General features: G+C 73.2%; 19 protein-coding genes. 2 read left to right on the top strand and 17 right to left on the bottom strand.

What is annotated here, in order from left to right; all coding sequences use genetic code 11:
- The 4 genes from AR3_RS12805 to AR3_RS12820 form a co-directional block, all read right to left on the bottom strand.
- Nucleotides 1-2,511 (bottom strand): ABC transporter permease, encoded by a 2,511-nt coding sequence (locus AR3_RS12805; RefSeq protein WP_067913544.1) that lies wholly within the window; start codon nt 2,509-2,511, stop codon nt 1-3.
- A 3-nt stretch (nt 2,512-2,514) separates the two neighbouring features.
- Nucleotides 2,515-3,345 carry an ABC transporter ATP-binding protein gene (locus AR3_RS12810; RefSeq protein WP_390098660.1) on the bottom strand — a complete coding sequence of 277 codons (831 nt, stop codon included), beginning with the start codon at nt 3,343-3,345 and terminating at the stop codon, nt 2,515-2,517.
- 280 nt (nt 3,346-3,625) lie between these two features.
- The gene (locus AR3_RS12815; protein WP_281179259.1) at nt 3,626-4,303 is read right to left on the bottom strand and encodes a response regulator transcription factor; all 678 of its coding nucleotides are present in this window, start codon (nt 4,301-4,303) and stop codon (nt 3,626-3,628) included.
- Between the two features lie 62 nt (nt 4,304-4,365).
- Complete coding sequence (locus AR3_RS12820; RefSeq protein ID WP_067913547.1) at nt 4,366-5,574, bottom strand: sensor histidine kinase; 1,209 nt, start codon at nt 5,572-5,574, stop codon at nt 4,366-4,368.
- Between the two features lie 161 nt (nt 5,575-5,735).
- Here AR3_RS12820 and AR3_RS12825 point away from each other — a divergent pair, with 161 nt between their 5' ends.
- Nucleotides 5,736-6,758 carry an SAM-dependent methyltransferase gene (locus tag AR3_RS12825; protein ID WP_067913550.1) on the top strand — a complete coding sequence of 341 codons (1,023 nt, stop codon included), beginning with the start codon at nt 5,736-5,738 and terminating at the stop codon, nt 6,756-6,758.
- Nucleotides 6,759-6,804: 46 nt separating this feature from the next.
- Here AR3_RS12825 and AR3_RS12830 read toward each other — a convergent pair whose 3' ends face one another.
- From AR3_RS12830 to AR3_RS12840, 3 genes are all read right to left on the bottom strand, one after another.
- Nucleotides 6,805-8,028 carry a cytochrome P450 gene (locus AR3_RS12830; RefSeq protein ID WP_067913552.1) on the bottom strand — a complete coding sequence of 408 codons (1,224 nt, stop codon included), beginning with the start codon at nt 8,026-8,028 and terminating at the stop codon, nt 6,805-6,807.
- An 87-nt stretch (nt 8,029-8,115) separates the two neighbouring features.
- On the bottom strand, nt 8,116-9,435 hold the full coding sequence (locus AR3_RS12835) for a PH domain-containing protein (RefSeq protein ID WP_227023244.1): 1,320 nt from the start codon (nt 9,433-9,435) through the stop codon (nt 8,116-8,118).
- A gap of 212 nt (nt 9,436-9,647) precedes the next feature.
- A complete protein-coding gene (locus AR3_RS12840) occupies nt 9,648-10,268 on the bottom strand; it encodes a PH domain-containing protein (protein WP_227023245.1) in 621 nt (206 codons plus the stop codon).
- Nucleotides 10,269-10,461: 193 nt separating this feature from the next.
- On the opposite strand from AR3_RS12840, the gene AR3_RS12845 reads away from it, so the two are divergent.
- Nucleotides 10,462-11,610: an NADH-quinone oxidoreductase subunit D gene (locus AR3_RS12845; RefSeq protein ID WP_067913555.1), complete on the top strand. Its 1,149-nt coding sequence runs from the start codon at nt 10,462-10,464 to the stop codon at nt 11,608-11,610.
- A 106-nt stretch (nt 11,611-11,716) separates the two neighbouring features.
- Here AR3_RS12845 and AR3_RS12850 read toward each other — a convergent pair whose 3' ends face one another.
- From AR3_RS12850 to AR3_RS12895, 10 genes are all read right to left on the bottom strand, one after another.
- Nucleotides 11,717-12,190, bottom strand: a complete 474-nt coding sequence (locus tag AR3_RS12850) for a DUF3180 domain-containing protein (protein ID WP_067913558.1) — start codon at nt 12,188-12,190, stop codon at nt 11,717-11,719.
- On the bottom strand, nt 12,187-12,771 hold the full coding sequence (gene folK / locus AR3_RS12855; protein WP_083951418.1) for a 2-amino-4-hydroxy-6-hydroxymethyldihydropteridine diphosphokinase: 585 nt from the start codon (nt 12,769-12,771) through the stop codon (nt 12,187-12,189). Before folK ends, AR3_RS12850 begins: the two co-directional genes overlap by 4 nt.
- On the bottom strand, nt 12,768-13,133 hold the full coding sequence (gene folB, locus AR3_RS12860) for a dihydroneopterin aldolase (protein WP_083951420.1): 366 nt from the start codon (nt 13,131-13,133) through the stop codon (nt 12,768-12,770). The genes folK and folB overlap by 4 nt, the downstream gene beginning before the upstream one ends.
- Nucleotides 13,130-13,561 (bottom strand): nuclear transport factor 2 family protein, encoded by a 432-nt coding sequence (locus AR3_RS12865; RefSeq protein WP_067913561.1) that lies wholly within the window; start codon nt 13,559-13,561, stop codon nt 13,130-13,132. The genes folB and AR3_RS12865 overlap by 4 nt, the downstream gene beginning before the upstream one ends.
- Nucleotides 13,558-14,436, bottom strand: coding sequence for a dihydropteroate synthase (gene folP / locus AR3_RS12870; protein WP_067913564.1), 879 nt, complete (start codon nt 14,434-14,436; stop codon nt 13,558-13,560). Before folP ends, AR3_RS12865 begins: the two co-directional genes overlap by 4 nt.
- A 129-nt stretch (nt 14,437-14,565) precedes the next feature.
- Entirely contained in the window at nt 14,566-15,153 is a 588-nt protein-coding gene (gene folE / locus AR3_RS12875; protein WP_067913653.1) for a GTP cyclohydrolase I FolE, read from the bottom strand.
- Between the two features lie 131 nt (nt 15,154-15,284).
- Entirely contained in the window at nt 15,285-17,297 is a 2,013-nt protein-coding gene (gene ftsH, locus AR3_RS12880) for an ATP-dependent zinc metalloprotease FtsH (RefSeq protein ID WP_067913567.1), read from the bottom strand.
- A 322-nt stretch (nt 17,298-17,619) separates the two neighbouring features.
- Nucleotides 17,620-18,183: a hypoxanthine phosphoribosyltransferase gene (gene hpt, locus AR3_RS12885; protein WP_067913570.1), complete on the bottom strand. Its 564-nt coding sequence runs from the start codon at nt 18,181-18,183 to the stop codon at nt 17,620-17,622.
- A 26-nt stretch (nt 18,184-18,209) separates the two neighbouring features.
- Nucleotides 18,210-19,232 (bottom strand): tRNA lysidine(34) synthetase TilS, encoded by a 1,023-nt coding sequence (gene tilS / locus AR3_RS12890; RefSeq protein WP_067913573.1) that lies wholly within the window; start codon nt 19,230-19,232, stop codon nt 18,210-18,212.
- Nucleotides 19,233-19,284: 52 nt separating this feature from the next.
- A complete protein-coding gene (locus AR3_RS12895) occupies nt 19,285-20,442 on the bottom strand; it encodes an Rv3626c family coenzyme F420 biosynthesis-associated protein (protein WP_227023246.1) in 1,158 nt (385 codons plus the stop codon).
- Nucleotides 20,443-20,588: the final 146 nt, after the last annotated feature.

A 20,588-nucleotide genomic window follows, 5' to 3' on the forward strand; every position in this document is an offset into this window, starting at 1 on the left:
TCAGTCGTCGACCAGGGCCTCCACGACGGACGCCTTGGCGGCGCGGCGGGCGGGCAGCACGGCGGCCAGCATCCCGGCCGCCGCCGCCAGCAGCACGAACACCGCGATCCTCGCGTACGGCAGCGAGAAGACGACGTCCTCGGCCATCGCGGTGATCGACGCCCAGCCGAACGCGACCCCGAGGGCCACCCCGGTGCCCGCGCCGATCAGCGCCATGATCAGGGCCTCCACCGACAGCATCCGGCGCAGCTGGCGCCGGGTGACGCCGAGCGCCCGCAGCAGCGCCGACTCGCGGGTGCGCTCGACCACCGACAGCGTCAGCGTGTTGGCGATGCCGAACAGCGCGATGAGGATCGCCAGCCCGAGCAGCGCGCCGAAGATGACCAGCATCATGTCGATGGCCTTGGTGTACTGCTTCTTGATCTCGGCGGCGGAGGTGACCCGGACCGTCGGATACGGCTTGGCGGCGGCCTCCACGGCGGCGCGCGCCCCCTCCCCGGCGGCGCCGGAGCGCGCGTTCACGAAGATGACCGAGGGGTCCCGGGCGCCGAAGTACCGGGTGAAGTCGGCCTCGGTCACCAGGAGCGGCGGCACCGGGCCCTCCATCCCGGTCGTGCCGACGACCTTCAGCTCCAGCGGCCCGCGCGGGGTCCGCACCCGGACGGTCGAACCGATCCGCAGCTTCCAGTAGCGGGCCACCGGGTCCGCGACCGCCACCGTGCCGGGCCGCAGGTCCTCCAGCGAGCCGCTGGTGAACTCCGGTTTGACGACGGTGCCGAGCGAGGACGCGGTGAGCGCGCCGACGCTCTCCCTCCTGTCGCCCCGCCCGGACGACTCGACCCGGGCCTCGACGTGGCGCATCTCGGTGACGGCGGCGACCTGCGGCAGCGCGCGCAGCCGGTCGGCCAGCTCCCGCGGGAGGAACTGCTCGTCGGAGCCGCCCCACTGGGTCGTCAGCTGGTAGTCCACGGGGAACTCCTCCGCCAGCTGCTCGTCCGCGGTGGCTTTGACGCTGGCGGCGAGCACCGCGAACATCGTCATCAGGCCGACGCCGATGGTCAGCGCGATCGTCGTGGTGGCGGTGCGCCGCGGGGAGCGCCGCGCGTTCTGCACGGCGAGCCGTCCGGGCACCCCCGCCAGGCGGGCGGGGACCGCGCCCGCGACCCGGCCCAGCGGCCGCACCAGGGCCGGCATCAGCGCGATCACCGCCAGGAACACCAGTCCGCCGCCGGCGGCCACCGTGAACAGCGCGGACTCGCCCTTGTCCAGGACCATCGCGCCGTACCAGGCGACGGCCAGCCCGGGCAGCCCGGACAGCGCCGCGACGGTCCACCGCGCCCAGCCGAGCCGGAACCGGCCGCCGCCGGGTTCGAGGTCGGCGCGCAGCGCGGACACGGGCGAGACGCGCGTGGCGGCACGGGCGGGCAGCAGCGCCGACAGCACCGTGACGAGCACGCCGACCAGCAGGCCGACGGCGATCGTGCGCGGCGCGAGCGTCAGCCCGTAGGTGGGGATGTCGGCGTCGGGCCCGCCGAACACCGCCAGGGCGCCCGCGCCGAGGCCGAGGCCCACGGCGAGGCCGAGCACCGAGCCGATCAGCCCGACCACGGCCGACTCGGTGAGCACGCCGCCGAACAGCTGCCGCCGGGTCGCGCCCACGCAGCGCAGCAGCGCCGTCTCGCGCATCCGCTGGGCGATGAGGATCGCGAACGTGTTGTAGATCACCAGGGCCGACACCAGCACCGACACCAGCCCGAAGATCAGCAGCCCGGTTCTGATCACTTCGGTGTCGGCGCCGGCCCGCGCGGCGAGCCGCCGCCCCAGCCGCTCGCCGGTCAGCACCTCGGCGTCCGGTCCGGCGACGGCGGCGACCGCGGCCCGGTCGGCGGCGCCCGCCACGTCGATCTCCCGGAAGACGCGCTTGCCGGTCATGCGCATCGCGGTGGCGGTGTCGAAGCCGACCGCGCCGCGCATGTTCGCCTCGTCGTCGATGCCGAAGTCGAGGATGCCGACGAGGGTGAAGCGGTGCGGGCGCTGCCGGTGGTCCAGGACGGTGATCGTCTGGCCGACGGCGAACTTCTCCCGTTCGGCGGTGTCGCGGTCGAGCACGGCCTCGGCGGGGCCCGCGGGCGGCCGGCCCTCGTCCACGCCGTAGCGCAGCAGCCGTCCGGACGGCACCGAGATCCCGACGGTGGGCATGTCGCCGACGGCCTTGCCGTCCCGGCCGATCAGCGCCGCGTCCCCGCGCACCGTGCCCTGCGCGTCGGTCACGCCGGGCACGGCGCGCACGCGGCCCAGCAGGTCGGCGGGCAGCTCCCCGCCCTCCTTGGGCAGGACCGCCACGTCGACCTTGTCGGCGGAGCGGGCGAACTTCTCGTTCACGCCCGCCCGCATGCTGTCGGTCAGCACGAACGTGCCGGCGATGAACCCGACGCCGAGCGTGATGGCCAGTCCGGTGAGCAGCAGCCGCAGCTTGTGCGCGCGCAGGCCCGCCAGGGTGGTCTTGAGCACCGCTCAGCCCTCCAGCCCGTGCCGCGCGCGGAGGGACGGGCCGTCCGCGCCTCCGGTCAGCTGGGAGAGCCGGTCGAGCACGGTGTCGGGGGTGGGCTCGAACAGCTCGGAGACGATCGTCCCGTCGCGCAGGAACACGACGCGGTCGGCGTACGAGGCGGCCACCGGGTCGTGGGTGACCATCACGATCGTCTGCCCCATCTCCCGCACCGAGGCCCGCAGGAAGCCGAGCACCTCGGCGCCCGCGCGCGAGTCCAGGTTCCCGGTGGGCTCGTCCGCGAAGATCACCTCGGGCCGGGTGACGAGCGCGCGGGCGCACGCCACCCGCTGCTGCTGCCCGCCCGACAGCTGGCCCGGCCTGTGGCCGAGCCGGTCGCGCAGGCCCACGACGTCGACGACGCGGTCGAACCACGCCTTGTCGGCCTTGCGCCCGGCCAGCTCCAGCGGCAGCAGGATGTTCTGCTCGGCGGTGAGGGTCGGCAGCAGGTTGAACGCCTGGAAGATGAAACCGATGCGGTCGCGGCGCAGCAGGGTCAGCTGCCGGTCCTTCAGGGCGGTCAGATCGGTGTCCCCGAGCATGACCCGGCCGCCGCTGACGGTGTCGAGGCCGGCCAGGCAGTGCATCAGGGTGGACTTGCCGGACCCGGACGGGCCCATGATCGCGGTGAACGCGCCCCGGGCGAACGCGACGCTGACCCCGCGCAGCGCGTGCACCGCCGCGTCACCGCTGCCGTACACCTTGGACACCTCCACGGCGGTGACGGCGGGGGGAGCGGCGGCTCCGGCGGCGGGGGCCGGCCCTTCGCCGGACGTGTCGGTGGACGTGCTGGTCACGCTGGCTCCTTCGTGGACGTCGACAACGCGTTCCACGCTAGGGATCCGGCGTCCGCCAGCCATCGCCCGCGCGTTGACGATCCGGTCGGCATCGCGGCTACCGCGCGGCGCCGCGTACGACCTGAGTCGTACGCCGTCCTCCGACGGCGAGCCGATCGGGAGACCGCCGCCCCGGCGCCCCCGGCGCGCGCACGGCCGCCGCCGCGGCGATCACGACGGCGCCGGCGCGGCGATCACGACGGCGCCGGCGCGGCCGGGGAGCCCGCCGACGGCGGGGACGTCAGTCCAGGTGGCTGTTCTGGCCGCTCTTGACCAGGCCCGTCTCGTACGCGAACACCACCGCCTGGACCCGGTCGCGCAGCCCCAGCTTGGTCAGGATCCGCCCCATGTGGGTCTTGACGGTGGCCTCGGACACGTACAGCCGCCCGGCGATCTCGGAGTTGGACAGGCCGCGCGCCACCAGCAGCAGCACCTCGCGCTCCCGCTCGGTCAGCGCGTCCAGCTTCCCGCCGGCCTTCTGCTCGGCGTCCGGCAGGTGCATGGCGAACCGGTCGAGCAGCCGCCGGGTCGTGCTGGGCGCCACCACCGCGTCGCCGGAGTGCACCGCGCGGATCGCCTCGATGAGCTGCGCCGGCCCGGCGTCCTTGAGCAGGAACCCGCCGGCCCCGGCCTTGATCGCGGCGAACGCGTACTCGTCCAGGTCGAACGTGGTCAGGATGATCACCTTGGGCGGGCCCGGGTACGCGCCGGACACGATCCGCCGGGTCGTCTCGATGCCGTCCATGCGCGGCATGCGCACGTCCATGAGGACCACGTCGGCGCGCGTGGAGCGCAGCCGCTCCAGGGCCTGCGCGCCGTCCCCCGCCTCCCCGACGACCTCGATGTCCGGCTGGGCGTCGAGCACCATCTTGAAGCCCGCCCGCACCAGCTCCTGGTCGTCCACCAGCAGCACCCGCACCGGTCGCTCGTCCTCGGCCCAGTTCCCGGCCGAGGGGGCGCCTCCGGGCGACTGCGGTCCGCTCACGTCCTGACCTCCTCGCGCAACGGAATCCGTGCGGCCACCTCGAACCCGCCGCCCGGCCGCGGCCCGGCGCGCACCTCGCCCCCGTACACCGCGACGCGCTCGCGCATCCCGGCCAGGCCGTGACCGCGGCCGTCGTCGGCCGCGGCGGCGCCGCGCCCGTCGTCGGTCACCCGGATCTCCAGCGTGTCGGGGCCGTAGCTGATCCGGACGCGAGCGGTGGCCTGGGGGCCGCCGTGCTTCAGGGTATTGGTCAGCGCCTCCTGGACGATCCGGAAGACGGTCAGCTCCTGCCCCTGCGACATCGCCGGCGGCGTCCCCTCGATGTCGAGCTCCACCGGCAGCCCGGACGCGCGCACCTTCTCCACCAGGTCGGGGAGCTGGTTCACCCCCGGCTGGGGCGCGTACGCGCCCTCCTGCGGCTCCGACGCCGCGCCCTGGGGCGGCGCGGTCCCGTCGCCGCCCTCGCGCAGCACGCCCAGCAGCCGCCGCATCTCGGTCAGCGCCTGCCGTCCCGTCGCCGAGATGGCCTCCAGCGCGCGCCGCGCCCGGCCCGGGTCGGTGTCCATGGCGTACCAGGCGCCGTCCGCCTGGACGACGATCACGCTGACGTTGTGCGCCACCACGTCGTGCAGCTCCCGCGCGATGCGGGCGCGCTCGGCCGCCATCGCGATCTGCAGCTCGATGTCGCGTTCGCGTTCCAGCCGTTCGGCGCGCTCCTCCAGGGACCGCAGGTACGCGCGGCGCGTGCGCATGTGCAGCCCCAGGATCCACACTCCCAGCACGACCGCGGTCATCGCCAGGAACGAGGGCCTGAAATCGGAGAGCGAGGGCGTGTACCGCAGCGGCGCCAGCACCGCGCCGGTCTCGGCCGCGGCGAGCGCGGCCAGCCCCCAGCGGAACGACGACTCCGCCGCGACGGTGTACAGCCCCATCAGCACCGCGACGTTGGCCGGGATGATCTCCACGCCCGCCACGCATTGCACGAACGACACCAGCGCTACCGCGGCGAACGACCCGCGCGGCAGCGTGCGGCGCAGCGCCATCGGCCCCAGCAGCCCGGCCGTCAGCAGCGCGACCTGCCACGGGGCGACGAGGGGATACGTGCCGAACATGCCCGGGAGCGTCATCAGCAGCAGCGGCGAGGCGAAGAAGCAGTCCACGAGCACGCGCTGGCGCCGCATCCAGTCCCAGGCTCTGCCGACCATGCCGTCAACCCTAGGTGCGCATGTGCCGCCCCGGATCAGCCTCAAGTCGGACGTCAAGTCGGTCGCGCCGCCTCAAGGGGCTTGCCTCAAGGGGAGGGCAGCGCCGCCCGCGACGTGTCGTCGCGCGCACCGGCCGCGCCGTCGGCGGTAGCGTTCATTGAGTGGCGGCGTGGGTGAGCTGGCGCACGGCGATGGAACGGGCGCTGTACGGGGAGGGCGGCTTCTACCGGCGCGGGGAGAACCCCGCCGACCACTTCCGCACATCCGTGCACGCCTCCCCCAGGTTCGCCGAGGCGCTGGCCCGGCTGCTGCACGAGGTGGACGACGCGCTCGGCCGCCCGCCCCGGGTCGACCTGGTGGACGTGGGCGCCGGGTCCGGGCGGCTCCTGGCGGGCATCCTGGACGCCGTCGGCCCCGACCTCGCCGCCAGGCTGGCGCCCGCGGCGGTGGAGATCGCGCCGCGTCCGTCCGGCCTGCCCGACCGCATCGCCTGGCGCGGCGACCTGCCGGACGCCGTCACGGGCATGGTCATCGCGAACGAGTGGCTGGACAACGTGCCGCTCGACGTGGTGGAGCAGACCTCCTCCGGGCCGCGCACCGTGCTGGTCGACCCGGCGACCGGCGACGAGCGTCCCGGCGGCGAGCCGTCCGCCGAGGACCGCCGGTGGCTGGCGCGCTGGTGGCCGCTGCGCGAACCCGGCGACCGGGCCGAGGTGGGCCATCCGCGCTGCGGGGCGTGGGCGTCGGTCATCCGGCGGCTGCGCCGCGGCCTGGCGGTCGCCGTGGACTACTCCCACACCCGGGCGTCCCGTCCCGTCTACGGAACGCTGTGCGGCTACCGGGACGGCGCCACGGTGCCCGCCGTCCCCGACGGGTCCTGCGACATCACGGCGCACGTGGCGCTCGACGCCTGCGCGGAGGCGGGCGAGGAGGCCGGGGCGACCGCCACGCTGCTGACCACCCAGCGGGAGGCCCTGCGCGCGCTCGGCCTGACCGGGCGGCGTCCGCCGGCCGAGATGGCGCGCAGCGACCCCCGCGGGTACGTCGCGGCCCTGTGCGCGGCGGGCGAGGAGGCCGAGCTCATCGACCCGGACGGGCTCGGCGGCTTCGGCTGGCTCACCCAGGCCGTCGGGATCGACGTGCCCGCGGTGCTGGCCGAAGCCGCGTCGCTCCAGCCGCACTAGACCGCCGCGCCGGCGCGTCGCCCTGCCCGGCCCGAGCGCGCCTGCGTTACACCTCGACGTGCAGCGCCTGCAGGCCGCGCAGGACGAACCCGGGCTTCCACTTGGGCTCCTCCACCAGGCGCATGCGCGGGGCGAGCCGCAGCAGCGCGCCGAACGACTCGGCCAGCTCGATCCGCGCGAGCGGGGCGCCCAGGCAGTAGTGGATGCCCAGCCCGAACGTGATGTGCGGGTTTGGGGCGCGCCCCAGGTCGAGACGGTCGGGGTCGGGGAACACGTCCGGGTCCCGGTTGGCGGAGGCGAACTGCAGCGCGACCTCGGCGCCGCGCGGGATGGCGACCCCGCGGACCTCGATGTCCTCCAGCACCCACCGCTCGAACATGGGGGCCGGGGTGTCGTAGCGCAGCAGCTCCTCCACGGCGGACGGGACGAGCGAGTGGTCGGCGCGCAGCCGCTCCAGTTCCCCGGGGTTGCGGAACAGCGCCCACCAGGCGTTGCCCGTGGCGTTGACCGTCGCCTCGTGCCCGGCGTTGAGCAGCAGCACGCAGGTGCCGACGAGCTCGTCCTCGGTGAGCCGGTCGCCCTCGTCCACCACCTGGGCGAGCGCGCTGATCAGGTCGTCGCGCGGCGCGGCGCGCCGCTCGCGGGCCAGGCCGCGCAGGTAGTCGGAGAACTCGACCGCCGCCCGCACGGCGACGCGCTGCGCCTCCGGCGAGGGGTTCAGCTCGTACATCCCGCAGATGTCGGCCGACCAGGGGCGCAGCAGGTGCCGGTCGGACGCGGGCACGCCCAGCATCTCGGCGATCACGGTGACCGGCAGCGGCTCGGCGACCTCGGAGATCAGGTCGCCGCCGCCCTTGGCCGCGAGCGCGCCGACCAGCTCCTCGGCCAGGCCGCGGATCATGGGCCGCAGCCCCTCCACCATGCGCGCGGTGAACGCCTTGGACACCAGCCGCCGCAGCCGGGTGTGCGTCGGCGGCTCCACGTCCAGCATCCCGGCGCGGATGAGATCCCAGAACGGCTTGAGGAACTCCGGCTCGGGCTCGCGGCCGAACTCCTCGTGCGTGGCGACGTGCAGGTAGGAGCGGCCCAGCCGCCGGTCGCGCAGCAGCGCGTCCACGTCCGCGTGCCGTGTGATCACCCACTGGTCCGTGGGCTCGTGGTAGAAGACGGGCCGCTCGGCGCGCAGCCGCGCGAACACCGGGTACGGGTCCGCCACGAACTCGGGCGACCAGGGATCGTACTCCCGGTCCACTGAAGGGGCTTCGGTCATAGAACGGACCATAAGCCTCACGCTGCACAAACATCACCCCCGGGGCGGACAACGTCGCCGACTCACCCCAGCACGCCCCGGGGGCGGTCAGGAGCGGCGGGCGGCCCAGCGGGCGGGGTCGCCGGCGGCGGCGCGTGCCGCCTGGGCGCGCCGAGCGGTCGACTCGAGGATCGCCCGGGCCTCCCCGAGGTCGCGGTCGGCGGCCGCGACCCGCACCGGGCCGGGCGGCGCGTCGATGTGGACGGTGGCCAGGCCGAGCGAACGCTGCAGCGGGTTCTGGGTCAGCCGCACGCTCTGCGCCCGCGCGTGCGCGATCACATCCGTCCGGCGGCAGACGCGGCCGTGCCGGACCACGAAGATGCGGTCGTCGGTCCCGGCGCCGCTCGCCGCGCCCGCGATGCCCTTGGACGAGGCGGGCAGCAGCCGGACCGCGTCGACGTCGGCGCCCGGGAAGACCTGCGCGACCAGGTGCAGCGCCACCTGCCGGGGCGCCACGGGCAGCAGCACGGACGACAGCGCCTGGCGCTCCCCCGCGTATCCGGCGACGGTCACGTCCAGCCGCGCCCACCCGTAGGAGCGCCACAGGGACGGCTCCACGATGCTGATGGCCTGCACCCGCCCCGGCGGGACGGTCTGCATGCGCTCCTCCAGGAGCCCGGAGCGCAGCCGAATGCCGTCCGGGGAGATCGCCACGGTGAAGTCCCCGTACATCACCATGGGCGCGACCACGGCCCGCACCAGCCCGAGGAGCGCGGGGATGGTCACGGCGAGCATGCCCAGCTCCGCGTACAGGACGAGCAGCACCAGCGACACGACCAGCAGCAGGGCCGTGCCGAGGACCGGCAGCCGCAACACCAGCGAAGCGAGCAGCGTACCGCCGGAGACCCGCCACAGCGGCCGTTCGGGAGCCTCCGGGGTGTGCCCGGGGAGGCCGGCCGCGCGTGCCAGCAGCTCCGCCCGCAACTGCTGCGCGGTGCCGCGTCCCAGGTAGCGGAGGGCGATGGCGTTCTGCTCGCCCCCGGCCAGCTCCACCCGCAGTTCGGCCAGGCCGAACAGCCGCGTCACCAAGGGGCGCACCACGTCGATGGCTTGGACCCGCGACAGCGGTATCCGCCGCTTGCGCGTCCTCAGCAGCCCCGTCTCCACCACCAGGTCGTCGCCGTCCACGCGGAACCGCAGGGCCAGCCACGCCCACAGCCCCACCCCGACGGCGATGAACGCCATGGGAACGGTGACGATGACGAACCGCGCCACCGCCTTGGGAGTGAGGACGAGGACCACTCCGTCCTCGGTCTGGGTCAGCAGCAGCGGCAGCCCCAGCAGCACGAAGTAGACGCTGAGGATGACGAACATCCGCAGCGGCGCGGTCGCCCAATGCAGCCGGTGCACGCCCTCCGAGAACCGCACCGGCGGCGGTGTCGGCCCTTGATACGGCCCGCCCGGCGCTCCATACGGTCCCGGTGGCATCGGCGGCCTCGGCGGCACCGCAGGCGGCCCCTGCGGCGGCCCATAAGGCCCGGGAGGGTACGGATACCCGGGCGGACGTCCCTGCGGCGTCCCGTAGGGACCGGGCGAAGGGGGCGGTCCGTAACCGCCGGGGGCGGCGCCGTAAGGAGGATTCACAGGCCCATGCTCCGCTCTTCGCCCTTCCGCGCCAGACGGTCGCGCAGCAGGGCGGCCTCGGCGGCGGGAAGGCCGGGGATCACCGCGTCGGTGGCGGCGGCCGCGGTGTGCAGGCGCACGGTGGCGATTCCCATCCACTGCTCCAGCAGCCCGGCGGTCACGTCCACGACCTGCATCCGCCCGTACGGCACCACGACCAGGCGCTTGACGAACACGCCGTGCGTGACGAGCAGGTCGTCGCCGCGTTCGGCGTAGCCCCAGGACCGGTACGCCAGGTCGGCCACGATCCAGGCCAGCCCCAGCGAGATCAGGGCGGCCGCGCCCCACAGGGCCGCGCCTAGCGCCCCTCCGCCGCGCGCCACCAGGTACGCCCCGAGCACCGTGATCGGCACCGCCCACAGCGTCGCCGCGATCCGCCGGTGCCAGGTGTACCGCTTGGAGATCGGCGACCACGACAACCCGCCGCCGGGCTGGAACGCCTGGTCCGCCGGATACTGCGGCACACCGTTCTGGGGGACCCCGTTCTGAGGGACACCGTTCTGGGGCACGCTGTTCTGGGGGACGGCGTGGGGCGGGGCGCTCGACGGCATGCCGCCCTGCGGCGGCGGGGGCTGCATCTGCGGCGGCCCTCCTGGAGGGGCCGTCCCCGCCGCGGGCGCCTGCGGGGACGGAGGGTGCTCATGGCTGGGAATCATTGGCCCCTAGTCAATCGAAACCGCCGGGATCCCGCGAGCCGGATGCGTGGCACGATGAACGGATGAGCATCGGTGCGGACGAGCGTCGCACCGGCGGTGAACGGTGGCGGAGCGGATGACCACGGAACGCATCGTCGGGATCGGCTCGGGGGCCAAGGAACTGGCCACCGAGGACATGATCCTCAACATCGGTCCCCAGCACCCGTCCACGCACGGCGTGCTGCGGCTGCGGCTGACGCTGGACGGCGAGCGCATCGCCGCCGCCGAACCGATCGTCGGCTACATGCACCGGGGCGCGGAGAAGCTCTTCGAGGTCCGCGACTTCCGGCAGATCATCGTGCTGGCCAACCGGCACGACTGGCTGTCGGCGTTCGCCAACGAGCTCGGCGTGGTGCTGGCCGTCGAACGCATGCTGGGCATGGAGGCGCCGCCGCGGGCGGTGTGGGCGCGGACCCTGCTGGCCGAGCTGAACCGGGTGCTCAACCACCTGATGTTCCTCGGCTCCTATCCGCTGGAGGTCGGCGCCATGACGCCGATCTTCTACGCCTTCCGCGAGCGCGAGCGGCTCCAGCGGGTCATGGAGGAGGTCTCCGGCGGCCGCATGCACTACATGTTCAACCGGGTCGGCGGCCTGAAGGAGGAGCTGCCCGCCGGTTGGACGGGACGGGTCCGCCGCGTCGTCGCCGACGTGCGGGCGGGCATGTCCGACATCGCCGACCTGATCATGGACAACGAGATCTTCCGGGCCCGCACCCGCGGCGTCGGCGTCCTCACCCGCGAGCAGGTCCTGCAGTACGGGGTGTCGGGCCCCGTCGCCCGCGCCAGCGGCGTCGACTTCGACCTGCGCCGCGACGAGCCCTACCTGGCCTACGGCGAGCTGGACGTGCCGGTCGTCACCCGCACCGAGGGCGACTGCCTGGCCCGCTTCGAATGCCTGCTCGGCCAGGTGTACGCCTCGCTGGACCTGGCCGACGCGTGCCTGGACCGCCTGGCCGACCTGCCGCCCGGCCCGATCAACCAGCGCCTGCCCAAGGTGCTGAAGGTGCCCGAGGGCCACACTTACGCCTGGACGGAGAACCCGCTCGGCATCAACGGCTACTACCTGGTGTCGCGCGGCGAGAAGACCCCGTGGCGGCTGAAGCTGCGGTCCGCCTCCTACAACAACGTCCAGGTGCTGTCGGAGCTGCTGCCCGGCAACCTCGTCGCCGACATGATCGCCATCCTGGGCTCGATGTTCTTCGTCGTCGGCGACATCGACAAGTAGCCGTGCGCCGAACCGGCCGCGCACGACGGCACGGAGCGCACCGGCGCGGCTCCGCCGGACCGGGCGGTCGGGCGGCTCGGTCGGCCGACTCGGGCGAGCGGGCGGGTCAGGCGCGGGTGGCGTCCGGATCGCGGTCCCGCTCGTCCGGGTCCTTGGGGACGCGGCAGGAGTACTCCAGGAAGTACGCCGCGCCCACCAGGACCGCGGCCGCCACGAAGGTGGCGATGCTGACGACGAAGTCCTCGCGCGGCGTCTGCTTGTCCAGCGAGCCCGACAGTCCCACGGCGAATCCGCCGAACACGCCGGCGAGCACCGCCGCGGCGTGCGCGCTGGCCTTGCCCAGGACCGCCATCCGCGCCACGACCAGCGGCTCGACCGGCTTGGTGCCGGGCCGCCGGCGGATGCGGCGCAGCAGGTTCACCCCGGTGAACGCCTCGCCCAGCGCCAGCAGCAGCAGGGTCGGCACCGCCGTCCACGGCAGCGGCGGGAGCGACACGTACGCGGTGTCGAGCACCGCCCAGGTGATCAGTCCGATGACGATCACCAGGGCGAGCAGGAACGTCGGACGGGAAGGTGTCATGCAGGAGGCTGAAGGGTGAGGTCGTCGCGGCGGCGCACCGCGGTCGCGGACTCCGCCTGTTTGGCCGCGGCCAGGTCGCCGACGCGTCCGTGGCCGGGCAGGAGCACGTCCGGCTCGATGTCGGCCCACGGGACGAGCACGAAGGCCCGCTCGTGCGCCCGCGGATGCGGCAGCGTCAGGTCGGGGTCGTCGGAAATGATGTTGCCGAACATCACGATGTCGATGTCCAGGGTGCGCGGGCCCCAGCGGACCTCGCGCGTGCGGCGCAGCGAGTTCTCGATGTTGAGCACCCGCTCCAGCAGGTTCTCCGGCGGCAGCCGGGTGTCGGCCACCAGCACGATGTTCAGGTAGTCGCCCTGCTCGGGGATGGTCTCCCCGGGCGGGGCGTACGGGGCGGTCTCGTAAACCGGGGAGAGCGCCACGAAGTCCAGACCCGGCGCGTCGAACAGCGCGTCGACGGCCTCCTGAAGGTTGTCCAGCCGGTCGCCGAGATTGCTGCCCAGGGAGAACACGACGCGATGCGCGACCAGCATGTGGCCGCCGGTCGCGGTGCGGTCGGGCATACGCTCGGACGCTGTCATGGACGGCTCCTCCTGATCCTCACGGCCACGTCCGTGAAGGGGTGCGCTACGGGGGCGTGCGGCTTGTGGACGGTGACCTCCACGTCGGACACCGCTTCTTCCTGCAGGCAGACCCCCGCCAGTCGGTCGGCCAGCGTCTCGATGAGGGCGACGGGCTCGCCCTCGATGACGGCGACCAGCCGGTCGGCGAGAGATCCGTAGTCGACGGTCCGGGACAGGTCATCTTCTGCCGCCGCCGGCCGCGTGTCCAGACCCAGCGTGACATCCACCACGAACTCCTGGCCCAACTCCCGCTCCGCGGGCAGCACGCCGTGCCGTCCCCGGGCGCGCAGGCCGCGCAGTTCTATCCGGTCCAGGCTCATCGCTCCTCTGGGTCGTTCATGATCGGGGATCCGTGGTGGACCAGCAGCCGCCAGCCGCCGTCGACGCGCACGAACAGGTTCGTCGCGATCATGCTGCCTCCGGCCAGAAACCCGTTCCCGGCGCCCTGCTCGGCGGTCAGGATGTTCTCCTTGCACGTCACCACGGCGTGCTCGCCGTAAACGTCGGCCTCGACGTCGGTCAGCACGAACTGGATGTACTCGGTGTTCGCCATGATCAGCGCCCAGGACCGCAGCACCTCGTCCCGGCCGCGCAGCCGCGTCCACCCCGGGTGCACGCACGTCACGCCGGACGCGTACGGCCCGTCGGCCCACACCGCCGACATGCGGTCCAGGTCGCCCGCTTCGAAGGCCGCGTAGAACTCGGCGTTGGCCTCGACCAACTCGGCGCGGTCCACCGCACGGCTCATCGCCCGCCGCCCTGCGCCGTGTCGCCCGCCGCCGCGGCGCGGATCGCGGCGGCGACGCGCACCGCGTCGGCGTTGGGGCGCACCCGGTGCACCCGCACGCACCAGGCGCCCGCGGCGGCGACCAGCGAGGACACCGCCACGGTGGCGTCGTCGCAGTCGGCGAACAGGCGCGGCGTGCCGTCCGGGCCGGCGAGCAGACGGCCGAGGAAGCGCTTGCGCGAGGCGCCCACCAGCACCGGGAAGCCGGTGTCGCGCAGCACGTCCAGGCGGGCCAGCAGCGCCCAGTTGTGCTCGGGGTGCTTGGCGAAGCCCAGCCCGGGATCCAGCACGATCATGGACGGGTCGACGCCCTCGGCCAGCACCGCGTCCACCCGGCGCAGCAGCTCCTCGCGGACCTCCCGCACGACGTCGTCGTACACGGCCCGCGTCTGCATGTCGTGGCTGTGGCCGCGCCAGTGCATCACCACGTACGGGACCCCGGCCGCCGCCACCACGCGCGGCATGGCCGGGTCGGCGAGCCCGCCGCTGACGTCGTTGACCAGCCTCGCCCCGGCGGCCACCGCGGCCTCGGCCACCTCGGCGCGCATGGTGTCGACGCTGAGCGGGACGCCCTCGGCCGCCAAAGCCTCGATCACGGGGATGACCCGGCGCAGCTCCTCGTCGCGGGACACCCGCTGCGCCCCGGGGCGGGTCGACTCGCCGCCCACGTCCACCAGGTCGGCGCCCTCGGCCATCAGGTCCAGCCCGTGCCGGACCGCCTTGTCCACGTCGAACCAGGCGCCCCCGTCGGAGAAGGAGTCCGGGGTCACGTTGACCACGCCCATGACGAGGCAGCGCCCGGGCGCGGGCAAACCGGGGACGGCGGCGTCGGTCATGTCCTCAACCCTATGCCTTGATCGCATCACCGCGGTCCGCGCCCCCGCGCCAACGGTCCGGTCACCGGGGGCGGGCGGCGCCGACGGTGCCCTCGCCCGACGCGGCGAGGGCCGTGCGGAACGTTCCCGTCAGCGGCCGAGGATCAGCCCCATGGCCTCGGCGCGCGTCTCGGGACGGTCCCGGAACGCGCCGCGCACGGCGGAGGTGACCGTCCTGGCGCCCGGCTTGCGCACGCCCCGCATGGTCATGCACAGATGCTCCGCCTCGATCACCACGATCACCCCGCGCGGCTCGAGGATGCGCATCAGGGCGTCGGCGATCTGGCTGGTCAGCCGCTCCTGCACCTGCGGCCGCCGGGCGTACACGTCCACCAGCCGCGCCAGCTTGGACAGGCCGGTGATCTGCCCCTTCTCGTTGGGCGTGTACCCGACGTGCGCCAGCCCGTGGAACGGCACGAGGTGGTGCTCGCAGGTCGAGTAGACCTCGATGTCCTTGACCAGGACCATCTCGTCGTGGTCGGCCTCGAACACCTTGGTGAGGGCGTCCTCGGGGTCCTGGCGCAGGCCGGCGAACTGCTCGGCGTAGGCGCGGGCGACCCGGGCGGGCGTCTCGCGCAGGCCGTCGCGGTCGGGGTCCTCCCCGATGCCGATCAGGATCTCGCGGACGGCGCGTTCGATGCGCGCGTAGTCGAAGACCCGCTTGCGGCCGTTCGGCACCGCGAGGCCTCCGGAGGACGCGGAGGCGGGGGCCTCGGGCCGGGCGTCGGGCTCGCCGGCGACGCCGGCGGACCCGGCGGCGAGCTCCACCGCCGGGTCCCGGGATTCGTCGTACGGTTCGGCCACGGCGATCAGCTTTCGCCGGTGGACGGGTTCTCGGTCGAGGACTCGGTGGGCTGGGCCGAGCCCTGGCCGTTGTTCTTGGTCAGGTCGGCGACGTCCTGCGGGCCCAGCAGGGCCAGCTCCTTGGGCGTCAGCACCGGCGGGCGGTCGGACGGCAGCCGCTTGCCGTAGCCGGTGTAGGAGCTCTGGTGCGGCCGCTGGCGGACCGGCGCGAAGATCCGCAGCACCTCGTCCTTGGAGAGGGTCTCCTTCTCCATCAGCTGCAGCACGAGCTCGTCCAGCACGTCGCGGTACTCGACCAGGATCTCCCAGGCGGTGTCGTGCGCGGCCTCGATGTAGCGGCGGACCTCGTCGTCGATCGCCGAGGCGATGTCCTCGGAGTAGTCGCGCTCGTGGCCCACGTCGCGGCCCAGGAACACCTCGCCCGCGCCGGTGCCGAACTTGCGGGCGCCCAGGCGCTCGCTCATGCCGTACTCGGTCACCATGTTGCGGGCGATCTTCGTGGCCTTCTCGATGTCGTTGGCCGCGCCGGTGGTGGGCTCGTGGAACACCAGCTCCTCGGCGGTGCGGCCGCCCAGCAGCATGGCCAGCTGGTCGGTCATCTCCGACCGCGTGGTGAGGAACTTGTCCTCCATCGGCAGGGTCATGGTGTAGCCCAGGGCCCGGCCGCGCGGCAGGATCGTCACCTTGTGCACGGGGTCGGCGTTCGGCAGCGCGTGCGCCACCAGCGCGTGGCCGCCCTCGTGGTAGGCGATGATCTTCTTTTCCTTCTCCGACATCACCCTGGTCTTGCGCTCCGGGCCGGCCATGACCCGGTCGATGGCCTCCTCCAGGGTGTCCATGTCGATCAGCTTGCGGTCCTGCCGCGCGGTCAGCAGGGCCGCCTCGTTGATCACGTTGGCCAGGTCGGCGCCGGTGAAGCCGGGGGTGCGCCGCGCGATGACGTCCAGGTCGACGTCGGGCGCGAACGGCTTGCCGCGGCCGTGCACCCGCAGGATGCCCTTGCGGCCCTCCAGGTCGGGGCGGTCCACGGTGATCTGCCGGTCGAACCGGCCGGGACGCAGCAGCGCCGGGTCGAGGATGTCGGGCCGGTTGGTCGCGGCGATCAGGATGACGCCGCCCTTGACGTCGAAGCCGTCCATCTCGACCAGCAGCTGGTTGAGGGTCTGCTCGCGCTCGTCGTGGCCGCCGCCGAGGCCCGCGCCGCGGTGCCGGCCGACCGCGTCGATCTCGTCGATGAAGATGATCGACGGGGCGTTGGCCTTGGCCTGCTCGAACAGGTCGCGCACCCGGGAGGCGCCGACGCCGACGAACATCTCCACGAAGTCGGAGCCGGAGATCGAGTAGAAGGGCACCCCGGCCTCGCCGGCCACGGCGCGGGCCAGCAGCGTCTTGCCGGTGCCGGGCGGGCCGTACAGCAGCACGCCCTTGGGGATCTTGGCGCCGATCGACTGGAACTTGGCCGGGTTCTGCAGGAAGTCCTTGATCTCCTCGAGCTCCTCCAGCGCCTCGTCGGCCCCGGCCACGTCCGCGAACGTGGTCTTCGGCGTGTCCTTGGTGATCAGCTTGGCCTTGGACTTGCCGAAGTTCATCACCCGCGAGCCGCCGCCCTGCATCTGGTTCATGATGAACAGGAAGATCAGGACGATGACCACGATGGGCAGCAGGCTGAACAGCAGGTTGAGGAAGAAGCTCTGCTTGGGGACCTCGACGTTGTAGCCGCCCGGCAGCTTGCCGGCCTGGGCCTGCTGCTGGAGCTGCTCCTGGAGCTTCAGCCCCTGGCCGTCGACCCAGCTGGCCTGCAGGTGCTTGCCGTCCTTGAGGGTGACCTCGATCCGCTGATCCTTGTCAATGATCTTGGCGGACCGGACCTGGCCGGCGGCGATCTCCTGGACCACCCTGGAGGTGTCGGTCTTCTCGTACGAGCGGCCGGGGTTCACCCCCCACATGACCATGGCGACCAGGAGGCCCAGCAGCAGGATCCACAGCAGCGGCCCGCGAAAGTAGCGCTTCACGTCCATTTATCCGGCAACCCCTCCGGGGCCCGTCCCTCCTATTGCCATCCTCGCCCGTCCCGCTGGACGGACGCCACTGTGATCCGGCTCCATGCGTGCGGCGGACCCTCGCCGGAGCCCCCGGCCCGCCGAGGCGACGGGCCCGCCGAGCGGCTCCCCGGCGCAAGCCCGGGACACCGACGGTACACCTGCCGGAGCACGGGGCGCAGCCAGCGCGGATCCCTGGTGCCCGGTATACCCGTCGACCTCCAATGCAACGATCCGCGGAGGCGTGATGTTCCCCCGCGCTCACCGGGGACGGCTCCCCGGCGGGCGACCCGCGACCCGCTCAGGCGCTCTCACCTCCGTACACGTGGGGCGCCAACGTCCCTACAAACGGCAAATTACGGTACTTCTCCGCATAGTCCAGGCCATACCCGACGACGAACTCGTTGGGAATGTCGAAGCCGACGTAGCGGACGTCCACCTCGGTCTTGACCGCTTCCGGCTTGCGCAGCAGCGCGCAGATCTCCAGCGAGGCCGGGCCGCGCGAGCGCAGGTTGCTGACCAGCCACGACAGCGTCAGCCCCGAGTCGATGATGTCCTCGACGATCAGGACGTGCCGGTTCATGATGTCGGCGTCCAGGTCCTTCAAGATGCGCACCACGCCCGACGACTTGGTGCCCGAGCCGTACGAGGACACCGCCATCCAATCCATGGAGACGGGCGAGCGCATCGCCCGGGCCAGGTCCGCCATGATCATCACGGCGCCCTTGAGCACGCCGACCAGCAGCAGGTCCTTGCCGGCGTAGTCGGCGTCGACCTGCGCGGCCAGCTCGCGCACCTTGGCCTGGAGCTGCTCCTCCGTGATGAGCACCTTCGCCAGGTCGGCGCCAAGATCCTTCTCTTCCACTTACCCACTCTCCGCGATAGGCACCGTCACTCGGACCGGCCCGGGCCGAACAGCAGCCGTCCCTCCCGGCGGTACGCACGCACGCCCCCTGGAAGATCGACGTGCCGCTGTCCACGCCATGCCGTGACCAGCCGATCCACGTGTTCCACATGGACGGCCGCGAGCGTACCGGGTGGGCTTCCCGCGCTCACCGCCGCCTTCCGCAGCACCCGGGTCCGCACGGCCTTGGGGAGCCCGGCCACCCCGTCCAAGGCCAGCGCCACGGAGAAAGGGGCCGGGGCCTCGGTTTCGCAGTCGGCGTAGGCGCGCTCGGCGAACGCGTCCAGGGCGTCGGCGTCCTCGCGCAGCAGGCGCGCGGTACGGGCCAGCGCCTCGGTGATGCCGGGGCCGAGCGCCTTTTCCAGAACGGGAAGCGCGTCACGCCGTACCCGCACACGTGTGTAGGCGGGGTCGTCGTTGTGGGGGTCGTCCCAGGGTTCCAGCCCCATCGCCAGGCACGCGCGTCGCGTCGTGGCCCTGTCGATGTCCAGAAGTGGCCGGACGTACCGGATCTCACGCGCCCCGAAGGCACGGACGAACGAAGGCGGCATGCCCGCCAGAGAGCGGGCCCCGGAGCCGCGGGCGAGGCCCATCAGAACGGTCTCCGCCTGGTCGTCCCTGGTGTGCCCCAGGAGCACCGCGGCCGCGTCCAAGCTCGCCGTGGTCTCGTCGAGGGCGGCGTAACGGGCGTCCCGGGCGGCGTTCTCCGGCCCGCCCCGTCCCGCCACCGTGACGGCGACCGAACCGGCCGGGTCGAGCCCGAGGTCCGCCATCGTCCTGACGACCGTCTCCGCGCGCGCGGCCGAGCCCTCCTGCAGCCCATGGTCGATCGTGACGCCCCCCGCCGGACGTCCCGCCTTGCGGGCCTCGAACGCCAGCGCGCCGGCCAGGGCGAGCGAGTCGGCGCCGCCGCTGCACGCGACGAGCACAAGGCGCGGCTCGGGCGGCAGCGCCTCCAGCGCGCGCCGCACCGCCACGCGAACCGCGGCCACGGCAGGATCAGGCCCCATCGGCCCTACCGTTCCCGGACGTCGCGCCAGGGGCGCACCGACATGGCCGTGCTCACGCCCCGTCGGCCTCGGACGTCCGCCCATCGGGAGACGTCCGCCCATCGGGGTTCGCCGCCTCGATGGCCCGGGGACCGAGCACCCGGTCCATCCACAGCGCCGGTTCCTTGATCTCGGCGTGCGTGGGCAGCGTCTCGGCCGAGTCCCACACCCGGTTGAAGCCTTCCATGCCCACCTCGGCCACCACCCGGTGGACGAACCGCGACCCTTCGGCGTACTGCCGCATCTTCATGTCGATGCCGAGCAGCCGCCGGATCGTCTTGTCCATGCGGGTGCCGCCCTCGCGGCGGCGCTGGAACCGCGCGCGGATCTGCTGGACGGACGGCACCACCTCGGGGCCGACGGCGTCCATCACGTAGTCGCCGTGCCCCTCGACCAGCGTCATCACCGCGGTGAGCCGGTCGAGGATCTCCCGCTGCTCGGGGGTCTGGATCGCGTCGATCAGGCTGGAGTCGCCGCCGCGCACCGCGTCGGCGATCGCGTCGGCCGCGTCCCGCAACCGGTCCAGCAGGGCCCCGGGGTCCAGGTCGGAGGCCAGCAGGAACTGGGTCATCTGGTCCTGGACGTACTCGCGCAGCCAGGACACCCCGGTGAACTGGGCGCGGTGCGTCTCCTCGTGCAGGCACACCCAGAGGCGGAAGTCGCGCGCGTCCACGCCGAGCTCCTTCTCCACCTGCACGATGTTGGGAGCGACCAGGGTGAGTCTTCCGGTGGGGGCGCGGCCGGACGGGTCCGGGGGCAGGAACAGCTCGTACTGGCCCAGCACGCGGCTCGCCATGTACGCCAGGATGGCGCCCACCTGCATGCCGGTGACCCGGGAGCCCACGGCCTGCACGACCACGCCGGCGCCGCCGCCGAGCAGGCCCGTGCCGCGGCGTTCGGCCATCTGCTCCATGAGCGGCTCCAGCACCACCCGGAAGCCGTCGACGTTGGCGCGGATCCAGCCGGGCCTGTCCACGATCGTGGCCGGGGCCGGACTGGCCTCCGCCTGCATGCCGGTGAACTCGGCGACGTGCCCTTGCGCGATGCGGGACAGCTCGCGCAGCTGCGCCACCACCTCGCGCGCCTCGGCTTGGCCGACCTGCGGCCCCGGCCGGACGAGCCGGGTGCCGGTCTGCACCGCGACGTTCCAATCGATCATTGAGGCGCTCATGTACTCCACCGTACGTTTCGACCCCGGCGCCGGAGCGCCCCTGCAGATCGTTCAACGAACAACTGGTTCCGTTATCTCCCGTACGACCACATCCATACCCTCGGACGACTCCGTACTCCAGCCCTGCCGTCTCTCAAATTCCGACG

Source organism: Actinomadura rubrobrunea NBRC 15275 (assembly GCF_001552235.1).
Lineage (GTDB): Bacteria > Actinomycetota > Actinomycetes > Streptosporangiales > Streptosporangiaceae > Spirillospora > Spirillospora viridilutea.